Consider the following 14,780-nt stretch of genomic DNA (forward strand, 5'->3'; position numbering starts at 1 on the left):
TCCGTGCAGGCCGCCCGCATTCGTGACACAGGGGGTCGCTTCGGGCCGGCACGGCCGGCAGGGGGCACCTTCTCGGCCTCGGTCCCGGTGCCCCCGCCCTCCCGTCAGCCCGCGCGCACCACGAGGGCCGTGGCGACGGCCATCAGGCCCTCGTCGCGTCCCGGGAATCCGAGGCCGTCGGTCGTGGCGCCCGAGACGGACACCGGCGCCCCGACCGCCTCGGACAGCAGCTTCTGCGCCTCGTCGCGCCGCTTGCCGATCTTCGGCCGCGGTCCGACGACCTGCACGGCGACGTTCCCGATCCGGAAGCCGGTCTCACGCACGATCCGGGCGGCCTCCGTCAGCAGGGTGACGCCGGACGCGCCGGACCACTCGGGGCGCCCGGTGCCGAAGTGCTGCCCCAGGTCACCGAGTCCGGCGGCGGAGAACAGCGCGTTGCAGGCGGCGTGCGCGACGACGTCCGCGTCGGAGTGCCCGGCCAGCCCCGGCCCCTCGCCCTCCCACTTCAGGCCGGCGCACCACAGCTCGCGGCCCTCCTCGAAGGCGTGGATGTCGGTGCCGATGCCGACCTGGGGCAGCGGGTACGGCTCAGAAGCCATCGTTGAGCCTCCTGCGGGCCAGGACCGCCTCGGCGAGGACCAGGTCGAGGGGGCGGGTGACCTTGAATGCCTCCTCATGGCCCGGGACGACCACGACACCCAGGCCGAGCCGTTCGACCATGCTCGCGTCGTCGGTGACGTCCTCGGTGACCTCCTCGTGGGCCCGGACCAGCGTGGCCCGGTCGAAGCCCTGTGGCGTCTGCACGGCACGCAGGCGGGCCCGCGACGGGGTGGCCACCACCGGCTCGGGCTCGCCCGGCTCGGCCGGCCCGACCTCCTTGACCGTGTCGGCGAGGGCCAGCGCGGGGACGACGGCCGGCGCTCCCGCCCGTACCGCCTCGATCACCGCGTCCACCGTGTCGACCGGAACCAGGGGCCGCGCGGCGTCGTGGACCAGGACGATGTCGTAGTCCGGGGGCAGGGCGTCGAGGCCGAGCCGCACCGACTCCTGGCGGGAGTCGCCGCCGGGGACCACCAGGAAGTCCGTCCGCTCCGGCAGGGCGTGGGCGTCGAGGAGCGACTTGACCTCGGGGGCGCCGTCGGGCGGGGCCACGACGACGACCAGGGACACCGCGCGGGAGGCGGCCATCGCGCGCACCGCGTGGACGAGCATGGGGGTTCCGCCCAGCGTGCGGAGCGCCTTGGGGGCGCCCGGGCCGAGGCGTACACCTCGGCCGGCGGCCGGGATCACGGCCGCGGTACGCGGTTCCGTGGGCGAAGGGCGCGAATCGTCAGACATCGGTTCCTGTCAGGTTTGTGTGCTCGGCCTGGTTGGGTATGGCCTGGGAAGTGCCGGGCGCGACGCCTTGACCAGACCCTTCCGTGACCCTGGTCGAGCCAGCTGCCCGGGCCCGGCACACCAAGTATCGGGGGCACACCCCGAGAGGACGTACCGGCACGGCGCGCCTGGGTACGAACATGCCGCAGCGCCCGGCGACGGAAATACGTCATCGGGCACCGCGGCATTTCGATGTACTGAGTGCTGAAGCGGGCTTGCGCCTGCGTCAGTGGTTCAGGACGCGAGGACCTCGTCGAGCAGAGCCTCGGCCTTGTCCTCGTTGGTGTTCTCCGCGAGGGCGAGCTCGCTCACCAGGATCTGGCGGGCCTTGGCGAGCATCCGCTTCTCACCGGCGGACAGTCCGCGCTCACGCTCGCGACGCCACAGGTCACGCACGACTTCCGCGACCTTGATGACATCACCCGAGGCAAGCTTCTCCAGGTTTGCCTTGTAACGACGCGACCAGTTCGTGGGCTCCTCGGCGTACGGCGCGCGCAGCACCTCGAAGACCCGGTCCAGCCCGTCCTGACCGACCACATCACGTACGCCGACGAACTCCGCATTGTCCGCTGGCACACGTACCGTCAGGTCACCCTGGGCGACCTTCAGCACCAAGTAGGTCTTGTCCACGCCTTTGATCTGGCGAGTTTCGATGGCCTCGATCAGCGCGGCCCCGTGATGGGGATAGACCACGGTGTCGCCAACCTTGAACGTCATGTGACAGGTACCCCTTCCGTGGCTATCCAGGGTAACACGGAAACGGCGGGTTCTGAATGGCGTTTTCGCAGGTCAGGGCATATCTCGGGGCTTGACAACAGCAACAGGAACGTGCTGCGCGGGCCGAGCGGAAGGAGGTATTCGCAGGTCGGAGGGGCTCTGCGGGGGAGGTGAAACCCGTACGTTACACGCATCTGGAGGCCCTCACGAGTGCCTGAACATCCTCAAATGTCCGGTTCCAGATGTGCGACTTTCGCTACTCCGTTCGGTGCCGGGTGTCACTTCCGCGTCGATTCCGGAATTGATCACCGGGGGTGGCCACGGGACCGGTTGTGGCCCGCGTGATCAATTTCGGGAAGGACCCCGCATTCCTTCACCGAAGATTTGCGTGCCCCGGCTCGGACTATGACTCGGGCTATGACTGGGGCGCTTATGTGAATGGTGGACGGGCCCCGCGCCACCCGCCTGCCGGGGGAAGCCCGCACGTTGAGGGAGGGTCGGGTGCGGCGGCTCGGGAACGGCTCGGTAACCTATGGCCGCTGACAGATACTTAGGGCGGCTTTATCGGCCGCCACGTTCGAGTCAAGGAGTTGCCGCCGCCGTGAGCAGCAGCCTTCGACGCGGCGCACTCGCCGCCGCCGCCATCGCGTTCTCGATCGCCTCGCTCGCCGCGTGCGGCGCCGGATCCGATGCCCAGACCCTGCAGGTCAAGCCGGACAACGCGGCCGTCAAGGTCGGCGACATCCAGGTCCAGAACGCATTGATCATCACCCAGCCCGACCTCCAGTCGACGGGTCCCGCCGTGATCTCGGCGACCGTCTTCAACAACGGCAAGACCGCCCAGACCCTCGACTCCATCACCCTGCCCGGCACCGGCAAGACCGCCGAACTCAAGCCGGCCAAGGGCAGCGGCCCGCTGACCGTCCCCGCGCACGGCTCGCTCGTGATCGGTGGCCAGGGCAACGCGTCCGCCTCCCTGCCGAGCAGCCGCGAGGCCGTCAAGGACGGCAACGCGCAGAAGATCACCTTCACCTTCAGCACCACCGGTGACGTGAGCCTGCGCGGCTTCGTCGTCCCGGCCGAGAGCTACTTCACCAAGTGGGGCCCGAGCACCGTCCCCACGACCGCCCCGAGCACCAGCGCCACGCCGACGAAGGGCGCGTCGGGCTCCCCGAGCCCGTCCAACTCGGCCCCGGCCTCGGCTCCTGCCTCGGCCACCCCGACCGGCTCGGCGTCCGCGAGCGCGTCGGCCGGCTGAGCGGTCCCGAACGCACACAAGGGCGGGACCTCGTCATGAGGTCCCGCCCTTGTCCGTCGTCCAGGGGCCCGTCGGCCGGGCCGCGGTCCGCCTACGGCTCGAACTTGTAGCCCAGCCCGCGCACCGTCACCAGGTATCTGGGCGCGCCCGGGTCCGGCTCGATCTTGGCGCGCAGCCGCTTGACGTGGACGTCGAGGGTCTTGGTGTCGCCCACGTAGTCGGCGCCCCAGACGCGGTCGATGAGCTGCATGCGGGTCAGCACGCGGCCGGCGTTGCGCAGGAGCATCTCCAGCAGGTCGAACTCCTTCAGGGGAAGGTCGACCTTGGAGCCGGAGACCGTCACCACGTGGCGGTCGACGTCCATGCGGACCGGGCCGGCCTCCAGGGCGGCCGGGGTGACCTCCTCCGGCTCGCCGCGGCGGCGCAGGACGGCACGGATGCGGGCCACCAGCTCGCGCGAGGAGAACGGCTTGGTGACGTAGTCGTCGGCCCCTATCTCCAGGCCGACGACCTTGTCGATCTCGCTGTCCTTGGCGGTCACCATGATCACCGGGACGTTCGAGCGGCCGCGCAGCTGGCGGCACACCTCGGTACCCGGCAGCCCGGGCAGCATCAGGTCGAGGAGGACGAGGTCGGCGCCGTTGCGCTCGAACTCGTCGAGTCCGTCGGGCCCGGTGGTCGCGACGGCGACCTCGAAGCCCTCCTTGCGGAGCATGTAGGACAGGGCGTCGGAGAAGGACTCCTCGTCCTCGACGACGAGCACTCGGGTCACGGAAGGACCTCCGGGGCGGGAAGCGGTTCGTACGGGGATGACTCGGTGGGTTCGCCGGTCTCTTCGTCGAGACCGTCGAGGTAGGGATGCTGCTGGGCGCGGTCACGGGCCGCACCCGCCTCCGGCAGCCTGAGGGTGAACGTGGAGCCCTGGTTCTCGGCGCTCCACACCGTGACCTCCCCGCCGTGCGAGGCGGCCACGTGCTTGACGATCGCCAGACCGAGGCCCGTACCACCGGTGGCACGGGAGCGGGCCGGGTCGACGCGGTAGAAGCGCTCGAAGATGCGCTCCTTGTCCTTGTCGGATATCCCGATGCCCTGGTCGGTCACGGCGACCTCGATCAGGTCTCCGCCGGGCGCGGTCACCCTGCGGGCGGCTATGCCCACCCGGGTCCGGGCCGGGGAGTAGTTCACGGCGTTCTCGACGAGGTTGCCGAGGGCCGCGGCGAGCTGGCCGCGGTTGCCCCAGACATGCAGGTCGGCGGTGCCGCCGGCGGCCATGGTGATCTGCTTGGCGCCGGCCTGGTGGCGGCAGCGGTCGATGGCCTCGGCGACCAGTTCGTCGACCCGGACGGGCTCGGCGTCCTCCAGCGGGTCGTCGTTCTGCACCCGGGAGAGGTCGATGAGCTCCTGCACCAGGTTGGTCAGTCGCGTCGCCTCTATCTGCATGCGTCCGGCGAAACGCTCGACGGCCTCCGGGTCGTCGGAGGCGTCCATGACGGCTTCGGACAGCAGGGAGAGCGCGCCGACGGGGGTCTTGAGCTCATGGCTGACGTTGGCGACGAAGTCGCGCCGTACCGCCTCGATCCTGCGGGCCTCGGTGAGGTCCTCCACCAGCAGCAGCACCAGCCGGGAGCCCAGCGGCGCCACGCGGGCGGAGACGGCGAGGGCCTCGCCCCGACCGGTCCCGCGGCGCGGCAGGTCGAGCTCGACCTGGCGTATCTCCCCGTCCCGCCGGGTGTCCCGCGCCATCTGCAGCATCGGCTCGACCGAGAGCCGGCCACCGCGGACCAGTCCCAGGGCGTACGCCGCGGAGCTGGCCTTGACGACGGCGTCGGCCTCGTCCAGGACGACGGCCGACGACCGGAGCACGGACAGAACGGTGTCCACCCCCGGGGGAAGCACCGGGTCGGTGTGCAAGGAGGTGCGCGTGGGGCGCTTCTGCTCCCGCTCGCTCCAGCGGAACGCCAGCATGGCGATGACACCGGTGAGCACCCCGGCGATCGCTGCCGCTGCGGCGACCGCCGCGTTCACGTCCATGCAAACAGGTTAAGCAGGCGGTACGACATCGCCACAGCCGTCGACGTGCGAGCTCGGACACTCGTCGCCCAGAGTTCACCTTGGAGCCAGGGATGGTTCATTTGGGATGACGGAATCCGACGCGTTCCGGCCGGATCGTGGGAGCGTGGGGTTCACAGCAGCGGTTCGGCGGCTGGTTTCTGATCCCCGAAGCCCCGAGGCACACGTACGTAAGAGAGGGACCCCTGATGCGGGACGCGTACCACGAGGAACTTGATTCGATCGGCGACGGTCTGGTGGAGATGGCCCGACTGGTCGGGTCGGCGATCGGGCGCGCCACGACCGCGATCCTCGACTCCGACCTGAAGCTCGCCGAGGCCGTCATCGAAGGCGACCAGAAGGTCGACGAGCTCCAGCACGACCTGGAGGCCAGGGCCATAGCCCTGCTCGCCCGCCAGCAGCCGGTCGCCACCGACCTGCGGATCGTCGTCACGTCGCTGCGCATGTCGGCCGACCTGGAGCGCTCGGGCGACCTCGCCCAGCACGTCGCGAAGCTCGCGCGGCTGCGCTTCCCGGAGCGGGCGATCCCGCACGACCTGCACGCGACCATCCTGGAGATGGGCCAGCTCGCCCAGCGCCTCATGGCGAAGGCGGCCGAGGTCATCATCACCAAGGACGTCGATCTGGCGATGCAGCTGGAGCAGGACGACGACGAGATGGACCTGCTGCACCGCACGCTCTTCCAGCACCTGCTGGACGACCGCTGGAGGCACGGCATCGAGACCGCGGTGGACGTCACCCTCCTCGGCCGCTACTACGAGCGGTTCGCCGACCACGCGGTGGCCGTCGCCAAGCGCGTGGTGTTCCTGGTGACCGGTGAGCACGCGGACGTGCTGCAGACCGACATCCAGCCGGAGATCCAGCAGGTGGCGGGCGCCGAGGGGGCGTGACCGCACCCGCCAGGGCGTGCGGACGGCACGGCCGAGGGGCGTGACCGGGTGACGCCAGGGCGTGCGGACGCCACCGTGCGCCGTTGATGCGCCCAGCACAGCGGGCATGCAATGGGCACAGGCACCAGCCTCTAGGCCTCCAGGAGGACCCATGGCCGAAGCCCCCACCACGCCCGACCCGACGCAGGAGCGCGAGACGGACCGGCCCGCCGAGACCAAGAGCCTCCCGCTCTTCGGCGCGTGCGGTTGCGGCTCGGGCTGCGGCTGCGGGTGCCAGTCCGGCAATCCCTGTCAGTGCGGTTGAGTCCCATGTGAGCGAAGGGCCCCGGTGAGCGCACCGGGGCCCTTCGTCCGTGGCGGTGCGCAGGGCGGTAATAGGCTCGGCGGCGAGTTGATCCACGACACGTCTCGGGAGCGCCGGAGCGGATGACCGTCACCCACACCCCCGTCCACCATGAGGTCGTCTCGGTCGTCACGCCGGTGCACGGCGAGGCCGTACGGTTCCTCCCGGCCGCGTACGCCTCCTTGCGCACCCAGCGGTTGCCCGACGGCTGGTCGTGGGAGTGGTGCGTGCAGGAGGACGGGCCCGGCGTGGACGCCGCCGCCCACCTCCCCGACGACGACCCGCGCGTGCGGATCTCCACGGCCCGCCACGGCGGCCCGCATGTGGCGCGCACCCTGGCCTTCGCACGGTCAACCGGCCGGTACGTCAAGAACCTCGACGCCGACGACGAGCTGACCGAGGGAGTCCTCGCCCGCGACATCGCCGTACTGGAGGAGCGGCCGGAGATCGGCTGGACCACCTCGCGCGTCAGCGACCTCCTCGAGGACGGCAGCACCGTCTCCTTCGAACTCAGCGACCCGCCGCCCGGCCTGCTCCCCCGGGGCAGCGCCTTCCCCTTCTGGGACGAGCACCACCGGCCGCGCGTCCACCCCGCCACGCTCTGTGTCCGGCGTGCGCTGCTCGCGCTCCTGGGCGGATGGATGGCCCTGCCGGCGTCCGGCGACACCGGTCTCCTTCTAGGACTCGACGCCCTGGCGGACGGGTGGTTCCACGACGAGACGGGCCTGCTCTACCGCAAGCACGGCGCCCAGATCACCGCGCACCCGCACCACATCGCCGGCCCGGAATGGCAGGCCCGCATGTCGCTGATCCGCGAACACGCCCGCGCGCTGCGGGACTGGGCGGGCACCGGACGGCCGTCGATGGACGCGTAAATCGAACACGTGCTTGAATTCAGGCATGCGATCGTTTCCCGCCGACCCGGCCGCCGAGGCACAGCAGGATTGGAACACCGCCCACCATCGGCCCGGGCCGGACGGACGGGACGTGAGGTGAGCGGCTCCGTCGTGGTCGGCGCGCTCGGCGTGGTCGCTGAGAGTGCGGTCGCTGAGAGTGCGGTCGCTGAAGGTGCGGTCGCTGAAGGTGCGGGCTGTGTCCGTGCCGCCTCCTGATGCGCCACGGCTGCGGGCGCTCCTGGCCAACCCGATACGGGGCCGAGAGGCCCGCGCCGCCCTCGCCGAGCCCGACATCGCGGCGTGCGCCTTCTGCCGTCCGGACACCGAGCTGGGAGTCGTCGAATGACGTACCGGAATGCGGGACCGTATGTCCCGGACGATCCTGAGGGCATGACCGGACCCATACGCGTGATCGTGCACCCGCCCTCGCCCACGGGCGGCCGGCGCGTACGCGTGGACGGCGAGATCCTCGGCCTGGCCCACAACGTCGTCGACGTCGCCGAGTTCCTCCGCCGCGCCGGCCTGGAGATCGACCCCTCGGAGGTCGCGGACTCACCGTGGATCGACTGGCGGGGGGTGGGTCCGGAGCGGTGGGGGCCGGAGAGCGGCACCTGAGGAAACGACACACCTGGCGTGGGCCGGGGTCCTCATCCTTCGTCTACGTCCTCCTCCTTCGTCGGCCGGTTCAGGGAAGCCGGCCGGCCTCGTGCAGCGCGTCGAAGACCATCATGTCGACGGCCGAGACCCGGCTCCTGTCGGCGTAGGCGAACCACGCCTTCTCGGCGATCTCCCGCGACGGAGTGAGCTCACCGCGGTGATCGGCGGCGTAGCAGATCATCCGGAAGGGACCGTGCTCAGGATGGCCCTCGCCGATCTCGAAGGTGCCGAAGTGCACCATGGAGCCGGGATCGATCGCCGCCCGCAGTTCCTCGTCGATCTCCCGCACCAGCGTCTCGGCGTCGGACTCACCCGGCTCACGGTGACCACCGGGGAAGTAGAAGAGATCCCTGCCGCGACTACGCGTCACCAACACCCGCCCGTCCCGGACGAGAACCCACGCCACCTTCTCGGGCACACGGCCGCGTTCCGCCATGACTCAGGACGGTAGCGAAGGCCGCCGATTCGCGCAGACGGGTTCAAGAAACCGAGCTGCGCCTTGAGCTGTTCTCAGAGGCGTTGCGCCTTCTGCAAGCGTGCTACCTGTCGGGTCACCAGATCGGCGGGAAAGGACGCCTTGCCGCCGACGTTCAGCTTCTGGAACGTCACGATGGTGTTGCCCACCCGCACCACGGTGAATTGCTCGTTGCGGATCCCCGGCTGCTTCATGTGCATGGGGACGGTCTCCCGGAACCGCACGGCTTCGTCCCCGACGTCCGGTGCCTGCTCCATCGTCAGCGTGGCCTTGAACTTGCCCACCCAGCCTGTGCCCTCGTACGAGCGGCAGTCGTCAAGCGCCTGCTTGAGCTGACGGAAGGCTTGCGCGGCCTTCCCGTCGCCGTAGGCGGCAAGCGTCGAGTCGCCGCCCCAGATGTCACCTTTCCAGTTGAAGACCTGATAGACGACGGCGGACGCACGCTCCCCGTCGCGGATGTCGAGCATGGTCTGGCAGTGGGGATCGGACACAGGCGGGAAGGAAGGCCGCTCCTGCTTCGACTGAGGGTCCTGCACGGAAAGGCCGCCCTTATCGACCCCCGGGACCTCGCCGTCCTTGAAAGTGAGCGCCCGCAACTGTGCCCGCGTCATGGGTGCCGCGGCGGCCTTGCCCGATGCGGTCGCCCGCTGTCCCGCCGAGTCCGGTGTCGCACCTCCCCCTGCGGAACATCCGGAAGCCATCAGGACCACGGCCACCACAGGACCGACTGCCGATATCGGCCACAGCTTGCCGACGTGCATGGATGTCCCCCCAAGGACGGCGAGTGCAAAGAGGCTGACGATAACGGTGCCGAGTGATTCGGCACCAAGGTTTTCCACGAAGGAAGAGCGCTGCCGAGCGCGCCCGAGTTCTGGCGGCGCAGGTGCCCATCGTGATTCTCGACGGGATGTCACAGGAGGACACCGCGGCAGCCGTCGCCCTCCTCGATGCCGGCGCCCGAGGGAACAGCCGAAGCCGGACCTCCTGAAGTCCTGAGGACCGTCCGGTCACGAACCTCGGGCAGCGACAAGCCCCCCGTCCGGCGGGGGAACCGCGGACAGGGGGCTTGATCGGTACGGGTTACTTCTTCTTGCCCTGGTTCTTGACCGCCTCGATCGCTGCCGCGGCCGCCTCCGGGTCGAGGTACTTGCCGCCCTTGGTGAGCGGCTTGAAGTCGGCGTCGAGTTCGTAGTACAGGGGGATGCCCGTCGGGATGTTCAGGCCCGCGATGTCGGCGTCCGAGATGCCGTCCAGGTGCTTGACCAGGGCGCGCAGGCTGTTGCCGTGGGCGGCGACCAGGACCGTGCGGCCGGCCAGGAGGTCGGGGACGATGCCGTCGTACCAGTACGGCAGCATGCGGATGACGACGTCCTTCAGGCACTCCGTGCGGGGGCGCAGCTCCGGCGGGATCGTCGCGTAGCGCGCGTCGTCGGACTGGGACCACTCCGCGCCGTCCTCGAGCGGCGGCGGCGGGGTGTCGTAGGAACGGCGCCACAGCATGAACTGCTCCTCGCCGAACTCCGCGAGGGTCTGCGCCTTGTCCTTGCCCTGGAGGGCGCCGTAGTGGCGCTCGTTCAGGCGCCAGCTGCGCTGGACCGGGATCCAGTGGCGGTCGGCGGCCTCGAGGGCGAGCTGCGCCGTGCGGATCGCGCGCTTCTGGAGGGACGTGTGGACCACGTCGGGGAGAAGATCGGCGTCCTTCAGAAGCTCGCCACCGCGGACTGCCTCCTTCTCGCCCTTCTCGTTCAGATTGACGTCCACCCAGCCGGTGAACAGGTTCTTCGCGTTCCACTCGCTCTCGCCGTGGCGGAGGAGGATCAGCTTGTACGGTGCGTCGGCCATGGGTCAGAGCGTAATCCACGGGTTCGTCCCGCCGCGTGGCTGCCCGAAGGCCGGACAGTTGACGGCATCTGTTAATTGAGTGGCCCGCGGCGACCCCCTGTCCGTAAGTTGTGCCTGCCGCCTGAGCCGCTTACATCTGTGGGGGATCCGTCATGTCCGTCGCCAGTCTGAGACGTGCTGCCCGGGAGACCGTCTCCGGACTCCCCCGCGAGTTCTGGTGGCTGTGGACGAGCACCCTCGTCAACCGGCTCGGCGCCTTCGTCGCGACCTTCATGGCGCTCTACCTCACCCTGGACCGCGGCTACTCCGCCTCCTACGCCGGTCTCGTCGCGTCGCTGCACGGGCTCGGCGGGGTCGTCTCCTCGCTGGGCGGCGGGGTGATGGCCGACCGGCTGGGCAGGCGGCCCACGCTGCTGATCGCGCAGTCCTCCACCGCGGCGTGCGTGGCCCTGCTCGGCTTCGTGCACGACCCCGTCGCGATCGCCGCGGTCGCCTTCCTCGTCGGCATGGCCTCCAACGCCTCCCGGCCGGCCGTGCAGGCGATGATGGCCGACATCGTCCGCCCCGAGGACCGCGTACGGGCCTTCTCGCTCAACTACTGGGCCATCAACCTCGGCTTCGCCGTCTCCTCCATGGCCGCCGGGTTCATCGCCGAGTTCAGCTACGTCGCCGGTTTCCTGATCGAGGCGGGCATGACCGCCGTCTGCGCGGTCGTCGTGTTCCTGAAGCTGCCCGAGTCGCGGCCCGAGCGGACGGCGAAGCAGCGAGAGGCGGAGGCGGGGATCGGCCTCGGGACCGTCCTGCGCGACGGGCGGTACATGGGCGTCGTCGGCCTGTCCTTCCTCGTCGCCCTCGTCTTCCAGCAGGGCTCGGTCGGCTTGCCCGTCGCGATGGGCGCGGCCGGGTTCACGCCCGCCGACTACGGATTCGCCATCGCCGTCAACGGCATCCTGATCGTCGCCCTGCAGATCCCCCTGACGCGGTTCATCGCCGACCGGGACCCCCGGCGGCTGCTCGTCGTCTCCTCCGTCCTCGCCGGCTACGGCTTCGGACTCACCGCATTCGCCGGGTCGGTCGGGCTCTTCGCCCTGACCGTGTGCGTGTGGACGCTCGGCGAGATGATCAACGCGCCGACCCAGACGGGCCTCGTCGTCCGCCTCTCCCCCGTCCACGGCCGCGGCCGCTACCAGGGCGTCTACACCCTGTCCTGGTCACTCGCCGCGCTCATCGCGCCCCTGATGTCCGGCGTGGTCATCGACCACTTCGGCGCCGGATGGCTGTGGGGGCTGTGCGCCGTCGTCGGCACGCTGGCCGCCGTGGGGTACGGCGTGCTGATGCGCCGTATGCCGGAAGAGGGAGCGGAGACAGTGCTGGCGGCGGAGCGGGCCGTGACCGGCACCGCCGAGGTCGCCGCCGGCTGACCGACACGGACGCACGCGGACACACGCGGACGCGGACGCACGCGACGAGCCCCCTACCGCCTTCTCCGCCGGTAGGGGGCTCGGTGCTGTGGGCGTTCGCGGATCGCGACGCGCGCGTTCGTCAGAGGCAGACGTCCACGCCGACGTGCTGCGGCAGCGCGCCGAGGGCGCCGCCGGCGACACCGAGGGCGGTCGCCTTGACCGAGTCGACCTCGGACAGCACGGCCGCGGTGCCGAGCGTCGTGGAGCCGGCGGTGACGGCGGCCCTGGGGGCTCAGGCCACCGGAGACGTTGTCGAGGTCGGCGTCGGAGATCTCGGCGGTCTGCACCTGGGGAGCGGAGTTCATGGGGAAACTGCCCTTCGCATGGATGGTCCACATGGGGGAGGCGGCCCCGCTGGGGGTACAGACGGGCATGCCGCGGTGCGCAGGATCAAACCACGCCGGGTGCCGGGCATCCAGTCCGTACCCGCTGCAGGAAGGGCAGTTGGGGGTGCGGGCGACCGAACCGTGTGGGTCTGCACACGACTTGGTGCCGGGTTCTCTACAGGCGCGCCCGCTCAGAGGGCCGACAGGCGTTGCGGCTGTCGCGCCGAACCGGACAACTCCGCCCCAATCGGAGCCGCCCGGTGCGCGGTTGCGTGTTCGCTGTGCAGATTCGGTCGCGGGTTCGGGGCGGAGGGTTCGGGCGGGCGTTCGGGCGCGGATTCGGGATCCGGTTCGGCGCGGGTTCGGGATCCGGTTCGGCGCGGGTTCGAGCGCCGGTTCGGCGCGGGTTCGGGCCGGTGGTTCGGGCGCGGATTCGGGCCGGTGGTTCGGGCGCGAGTTCGGGCCGGTGGTTCGGGCGCGAGTTCGGGCCGGTGGTTCGGGCGCCGTCACGGGTGCATCCGTGCGCCCTTCACCACCTTGTCCACCGCGTTCCTCGGCCCGTACACCGCCAGCCCCACCAGGTCCAGCTCCCCGGTCCCCACGGCCCGTACCGCCGCCCGGTTGTCGCGGTCGTTGCCCGTGGCGAACAGGTCGGAGGTGAAGAGCGCGCGCGGGAGCGCCCGGGACAGCACGCGCGCGTGCGCCGCGGTCAGCGTCTCCTTCGCGCCCTCGAAGATCATCACGGGCTGGCGGAACATCGGCAGGTACGGGACGCCGTCCGCGTCCTCGTAGGGCTCGCCGACCACTTCCGGGACCTGGGTGCCCAGGCCGCTGACCAGGAAGGCGGTGACGTTCAGACGCTGCCAGGGCTCCAGGTCCTCCCGCAGCAGGACGGCGATCTTGGTGTCGAAACGGATGGGTTCGCTGCTCATGGAACGAGACTGCCGACCGCCCCGCGACCTCGTCTTGTACGTTCTTTGCATGGCCACCGCGCAGGAAGTCTCCGCGTGGCGCCCGACCGTGCCGGGCGTCGTGGAGGTCTTCCACGCGCACTTCACCGAGTACGCCTACCCGATGCACGTCCACGACGCGTGGACGCTGCTCATCGTGGACGACGGGGCCGTACGGTACGACCTCGACCGGCACGAGCACGGCACCCCGCACGACACGGTCACCCTGCTCCCGCCGCACGTCCCGCACAACGGCTCCCCCGCCACCCCGCACGGCTTCCGCAAACGCGTCCTGTACCTCGACGCCACCCACCTGCCCGACGGCCTGATCGGCCCCGCCGTCGACCGGCCGGACCTGCGCGACCCGGAGCTGCGCCACCGCGTCGGCCAACTCCACGGCGCCCTGACGCACCCCGGCGACGAACTGGAGGCGGAGAGCCGGCTCACCTTCATCGGCGAGCGGCTGTGCGCCCACCTGCGGCCCCGCCTGCTCCCGGACGGCCCGCGCCCCGACCCCGCCCTCGCCCGCCGACTGCGCGAACTCCTCGACGAACACGTCGTCGCCGGGCTCACCCTGGACGACGCCGCCGCCCTGCTCCACGCCCACCCCGCCCACCTCGTACGGGCCTTCTCCACCGCCTACGGCATCGCCCCGCACCAGTACCTCAACTCCCGCCGCGTCGACCGCGCCCGCCGCCTCCTCCTCGACGGCCGCCCCCCGGGCGAGGTGGCCTCGGCGACCGGCTTCTTCGACCAGTCCCACCTCACCCGCCACTTCCGGAAACTGGTGGGGGTGACGCCGGGGCGGTACGCGGCGAAAAAGGGACGGCGAGCGGATCGCTCCGGGTCATAGGGTCCCGGCATGGACTGGCACACGTGGCACGAGACGTACGACCGGGCGGACTCCCCGCTCGTCCAGCGGCTGGCGACGGTGCAGGACCGTATCCGTGAGGCCCTCGACCGCGCGCCGCGAGGACCGGTCACCGTGCTCAGTGTCTGCGCCGGCCAGGGACACGATCTGATCGGCGGGCTCACCGGACACCCGCGCCGGGGCGACGTACGGGCACGGCTGGTCGAACTGGACGAGCGGAACGTCGAGGCGGCCCGGGGTGCGGCGGCCGCCGCCGGGCTCCACGGGATCGAGGTCGTCGCCGGGGACGCCTCCTCCACCGACCACTACCTGGATCTGGCGCCCGCCGACCTGGTGCTGCTGTGCGGGGTCCTCGGCAACCTGACGGACGCCGACGTCGAGCGGGTCCTCGACCACTGCACCCGGCTGTGCCGGACCGGCGGCACGGTGGTGTGGACCCGCAACCGCAAGGCCCCCGACCTCGTCCCGCAGGTGTGCGCCTGGCTCGAGCAGCGCGGCTTCGAGCGGCTGTGGGTGTCGGAACCGGACCGCGTGCAGGCCGTCGGGGCACATCGGTACGGCGGGGCGCCCGGCGAACTGGTCGGCGGGCAGCGCATGTTCAGCTTCGTGGGGTACGACGTGCTGCGGCGCGTGTCGAGGGGGTGA

18 protein-coding genes are annotated in these 14,780 nt (G+C 70.8%); 9 read left to right on the forward strand and 9 right to left on the reverse strand.

The window, feature by feature from the left end:
- Positions 1 to 104 precede the first annotated feature (104 nt).
- From ispF to LN251_RS12515, 3 genes are all read right to left on the reverse strand, one after another.
- Positions 105 to 599, reverse strand: coding sequence for a 2-C-methyl-D-erythritol 2,4-cyclodiphosphate synthase (ispF, locus tag LN251_RS12505; protein ID WP_458244512.1), 495 nt, complete (start codon positions 597 to 599; stop codon positions 105 to 107).
- Positions 589 to 1,338, reverse strand: a complete 750-nt coding sequence (gene ispD / locus LN251_RS12510) for a 2-C-methyl-D-erythritol 4-phosphate cytidylyltransferase (RefSeq protein ID WP_458244513.1) — start codon at positions 1,336 to 1,338, stop codon at positions 589 to 591. Before ispD ends, ispF begins: the two co-directional genes overlap by 11 nt.
- A 273-nt stretch (positions 1,339 to 1,611) precedes the next feature.
- Complete coding sequence (locus LN251_RS12515) at positions 1,612 to 2,094, reverse strand: CarD family transcriptional regulator (protein WP_003953493.1); 483 nt, start codon at positions 2,092 to 2,094, stop codon at positions 1,612 to 1,614.
- A 601-nt stretch (positions 2,095 to 2,695) separates the two neighbouring features.
- Here LN251_RS12515 and LN251_RS12520 point away from each other — a divergent pair.
- Positions 2,696 to 3,352, forward strand: coding sequence for a DUF461 domain-containing protein (locus tag LN251_RS12520; RefSeq protein WP_458244514.1), 657 nt, complete (start codon positions 2,696 to 2,698; stop codon positions 3,350 to 3,352).
- A gap of 91 nt (positions 3,353 to 3,443) precedes the next feature.
- Here the strand turns inward: LN251_RS12520 and LN251_RS12525 are convergent, their stop codons facing one another.
- Both LN251_RS12525 and LN251_RS12530 read right to left on the reverse strand, forming a co-directional pair.
- Positions 3,444 to 4,124: a response regulator transcription factor gene (locus LN251_RS12525; protein ID WP_015659563.1), complete on the reverse strand. Its 681-nt coding sequence runs from the start codon at positions 4,122 to 4,124 to the stop codon at positions 3,444 to 3,446.
- The gene (locus tag LN251_RS12530; protein ID WP_383677343.1) at positions 4,121 to 5,383 is read right to left on the reverse strand and encodes a sensor histidine kinase; all 1,263 of its coding nucleotides are present in this window, start codon (positions 5,381 to 5,383) and stop codon (positions 4,121 to 4,123) included. The genes LN251_RS12525 and LN251_RS12530 overlap by 4 nt, the downstream gene beginning before the upstream one ends.
- 227 nt (positions 5,384 to 5,610) lie before the next feature.
- Here LN251_RS12530 and phoU point away from each other — a divergent pair, with 227 nt between their 5' ends.
- The 5 genes from phoU to LN251_RS12555 all read left to right on the forward strand — a co-directional run bounded on the left by phoU (position 5,611) and on the right by LN251_RS12555 (position 8,166).
- The gene (gene phoU, locus LN251_RS12535) at positions 5,611 to 6,312 is read left to right on the forward strand and encodes a phosphate signaling complex protein PhoU (protein WP_458244515.1); all 702 of its coding nucleotides are present in this window, start codon (positions 5,611 to 5,613) and stop codon (positions 6,310 to 6,312) included.
- Between the two features lie 151 nt (positions 6,313 to 6,463).
- Positions 6,464 to 6,616 carry a hypothetical protein gene (locus tag LN251_RS12540; RefSeq protein ID WP_174267409.1) on the forward strand — a complete coding sequence of 51 codons (153 nt, stop codon included), beginning with the start codon at positions 6,464 to 6,466 and terminating at the stop codon, positions 6,614 to 6,616.
- A 122-nt stretch (positions 6,617 to 6,738) separates the two neighbouring features.
- On the forward strand, positions 6,739 to 7,530 hold the full coding sequence (locus LN251_RS12545) for a glycosyltransferase family 2 protein (protein ID WP_458244516.1): 792 nt from the start codon (positions 6,739 to 6,741) through the stop codon (positions 7,528 to 7,530).
- Between the two features lie 217 nt (positions 7,531 to 7,747).
- On the forward strand, positions 7,748 to 7,897 hold the full coding sequence (locus tag LN251_RS12550; protein WP_458244517.1) for a DUF6233 domain-containing protein: 150 nt from the start codon (positions 7,748 to 7,750) through the stop codon (positions 7,895 to 7,897).
- 44 nt (positions 7,898 to 7,941) lie between these two features.
- The gene (locus LN251_RS12555; RefSeq protein WP_203237707.1) at positions 7,942 to 8,166 is read left to right on the forward strand and encodes a hypothetical protein; all 225 of its coding nucleotides are present in this window, start codon (positions 7,942 to 7,944) and stop codon (positions 8,164 to 8,166) included.
- A gap of 70 nt (positions 8,167 to 8,236) precedes the next feature.
- Here LN251_RS12555 and LN251_RS12560 read toward each other — a convergent pair whose 3' ends face one another.
- The 3 genes from LN251_RS12560 to LN251_RS12570 all read right to left on the reverse strand — a co-directional run bounded on the left by LN251_RS12560 (position 8,237) and on the right by LN251_RS12570 (position 10,525).
- Positions 8,237 to 8,644, reverse strand: coding sequence for an NUDIX hydrolase (locus LN251_RS12560; RefSeq protein WP_458244518.1), 408 nt, complete (start codon positions 8,642 to 8,644; stop codon positions 8,237 to 8,239).
- Positions 8,645 to 8,718: 74 nt separating this feature from the next.
- Positions 8,719 to 9,444, reverse strand: coding sequence for a hypothetical protein (locus LN251_RS12565; RefSeq protein ID WP_458244519.1), 726 nt, complete (start codon positions 9,442 to 9,444; stop codon positions 8,719 to 8,721).
- Between the two features lie 319 nt (positions 9,445 to 9,763).
- Complete coding sequence (locus LN251_RS12570; protein ID WP_249835765.1) at positions 9,764 to 10,525, reverse strand: phosphoglyceromutase; 762 nt, start codon at positions 10,523 to 10,525, stop codon at positions 9,764 to 9,766.
- Between the two features lie 152 nt (positions 10,526 to 10,677).
- Here LN251_RS12570 and LN251_RS12575 point away from each other — a divergent pair, with 152 nt between their 5' ends.
- Positions 10,678 to 11,946 (forward strand): MDR family MFS transporter, encoded by a 1,269-nt coding sequence (locus tag LN251_RS12575; protein WP_458244520.1) that lies wholly within the window; start codon positions 10,678 to 10,680, stop codon positions 11,944 to 11,946.
- Between the two features lie 874 nt (positions 11,947 to 12,820).
- Here LN251_RS12575 and LN251_RS12580 read toward each other — a convergent pair.
- A complete protein-coding gene (locus tag LN251_RS12580; RefSeq protein WP_458244521.1) occupies positions 12,821 to 13,246 on the reverse strand; it encodes a DUF2000 family protein in 426 nt (141 codons plus the stop codon).
- Between the two features lie 49 nt (positions 13,247 to 13,295).
- Between LN251_RS12580 and LN251_RS12585 the strand changes: the two genes are divergently transcribed.
- Entirely contained in the window at positions 13,296 to 14,117 is an 822-nt protein-coding gene (locus tag LN251_RS12585; RefSeq protein WP_458244522.1) for an AraC family transcriptional regulator, read from the forward strand.
- Between the two features lie 9 nt (positions 14,118 to 14,126).
- Entirely contained in the window at positions 14,127 to 14,780 is a 654-nt protein-coding gene (locus LN251_RS12590; protein WP_458244523.1) for a methyltransferase domain-containing protein, read from the forward strand.

The sequence above is a fragment of the Streptomyces sp. MAI_2237 genome (assembly GCF_054189285.1).

Coding starts and splice junctions, on each gene's coding strand:
- ispF (WP_458244512.1), bottom strand. CDS start 599: ATGGCTTCTGAGCCGTACCCGCTGCCCCAGGTCGGCATCGGCACCGAC.
- LN251_RS12560 (WP_458244518.1), bottom strand. CDS start 8,644: ATGGCGGAACGCGGCCGTGTGCCCGAGAAGGTGGCGTGGGTTCTCGTC.
- LN251_RS12555 (WP_203237707.1), top strand. CDS start 7,942: ATGACCGGACCCATACGCGTGATCGTGCACCCGCCCTCGCCCACGGGC.
- LN251_RS12515 (WP_003953493.1), bottom strand. CDS start 2,094: ATGACGTTCAAGGTTGGCGACACCGTGGTCTATCCCCATCACGGGGCC.
- LN251_RS12545 (WP_458244516.1), top strand. CDS start 6,739: ATGACCGTCACCCACACCCCCGTCCACCATGAGGTCGTCTCGGTCGTC.
- LN251_RS12540 (WP_174267409.1), top strand. CDS start 6,464: ATGGCCGAAGCCCCCACCACGCCCGACCCGACGCAGGAGCGCGAGACG.
- LN251_RS12585 (WP_458244522.1), top strand. CDS start 13,296: ATGGCCACCGCGCAGGAAGTCTCCGCGTGGCGCCCGACCGTGCCGGGC.
- LN251_RS12575 (WP_458244520.1), top strand. CDS start 10,678: ATGTCCGTCGCCAGTCTGAGACGTGCTGCCCGGGAGACCGTCTCCGGA.
- LN251_RS12590 (WP_458244523.1), top strand. CDS start 14,127: ATGGACTGGCACACGTGGCACGAGACGTACGACCGGGCGGACTCCCCG.
- LN251_RS12580 (WP_458244521.1), bottom strand. CDS start 13,246: ATGAGCAGCGAACCCATCCGTTTCGACACCAAGATCGCCGTCCTGCTG.
- LN251_RS12565 (WP_458244519.1), bottom strand. CDS start 9,444: ATGCACGTCGGCAAGCTGTGGCCGATATCGGCAGTCGGTCCTGTGGTG.
- LN251_RS12530 (WP_383677343.1), bottom strand. CDS start 5,383: ATGGACGTGAACGCGGCGGTCGCCGCAGCGGCAGCGATCGCCGGGGTG.
- phoU (WP_458244515.1), top strand. CDS start 5,611: ATGCGGGACGCGTACCACGAGGAACTTGATTCGATCGGCGACGGTCTG.
- LN251_RS12570 (WP_249835765.1), bottom strand. CDS start 10,525: ATGGCCGACGCACCGTACAAGCTGATCCTCCTCCGCCACGGCGAGAGC.
- ispD (WP_458244513.1), bottom strand. CDS start 1,338: ATGTCTGACGATTCGCGCCCTTCGCCCACGGAACCGCGTACCGCGGCC.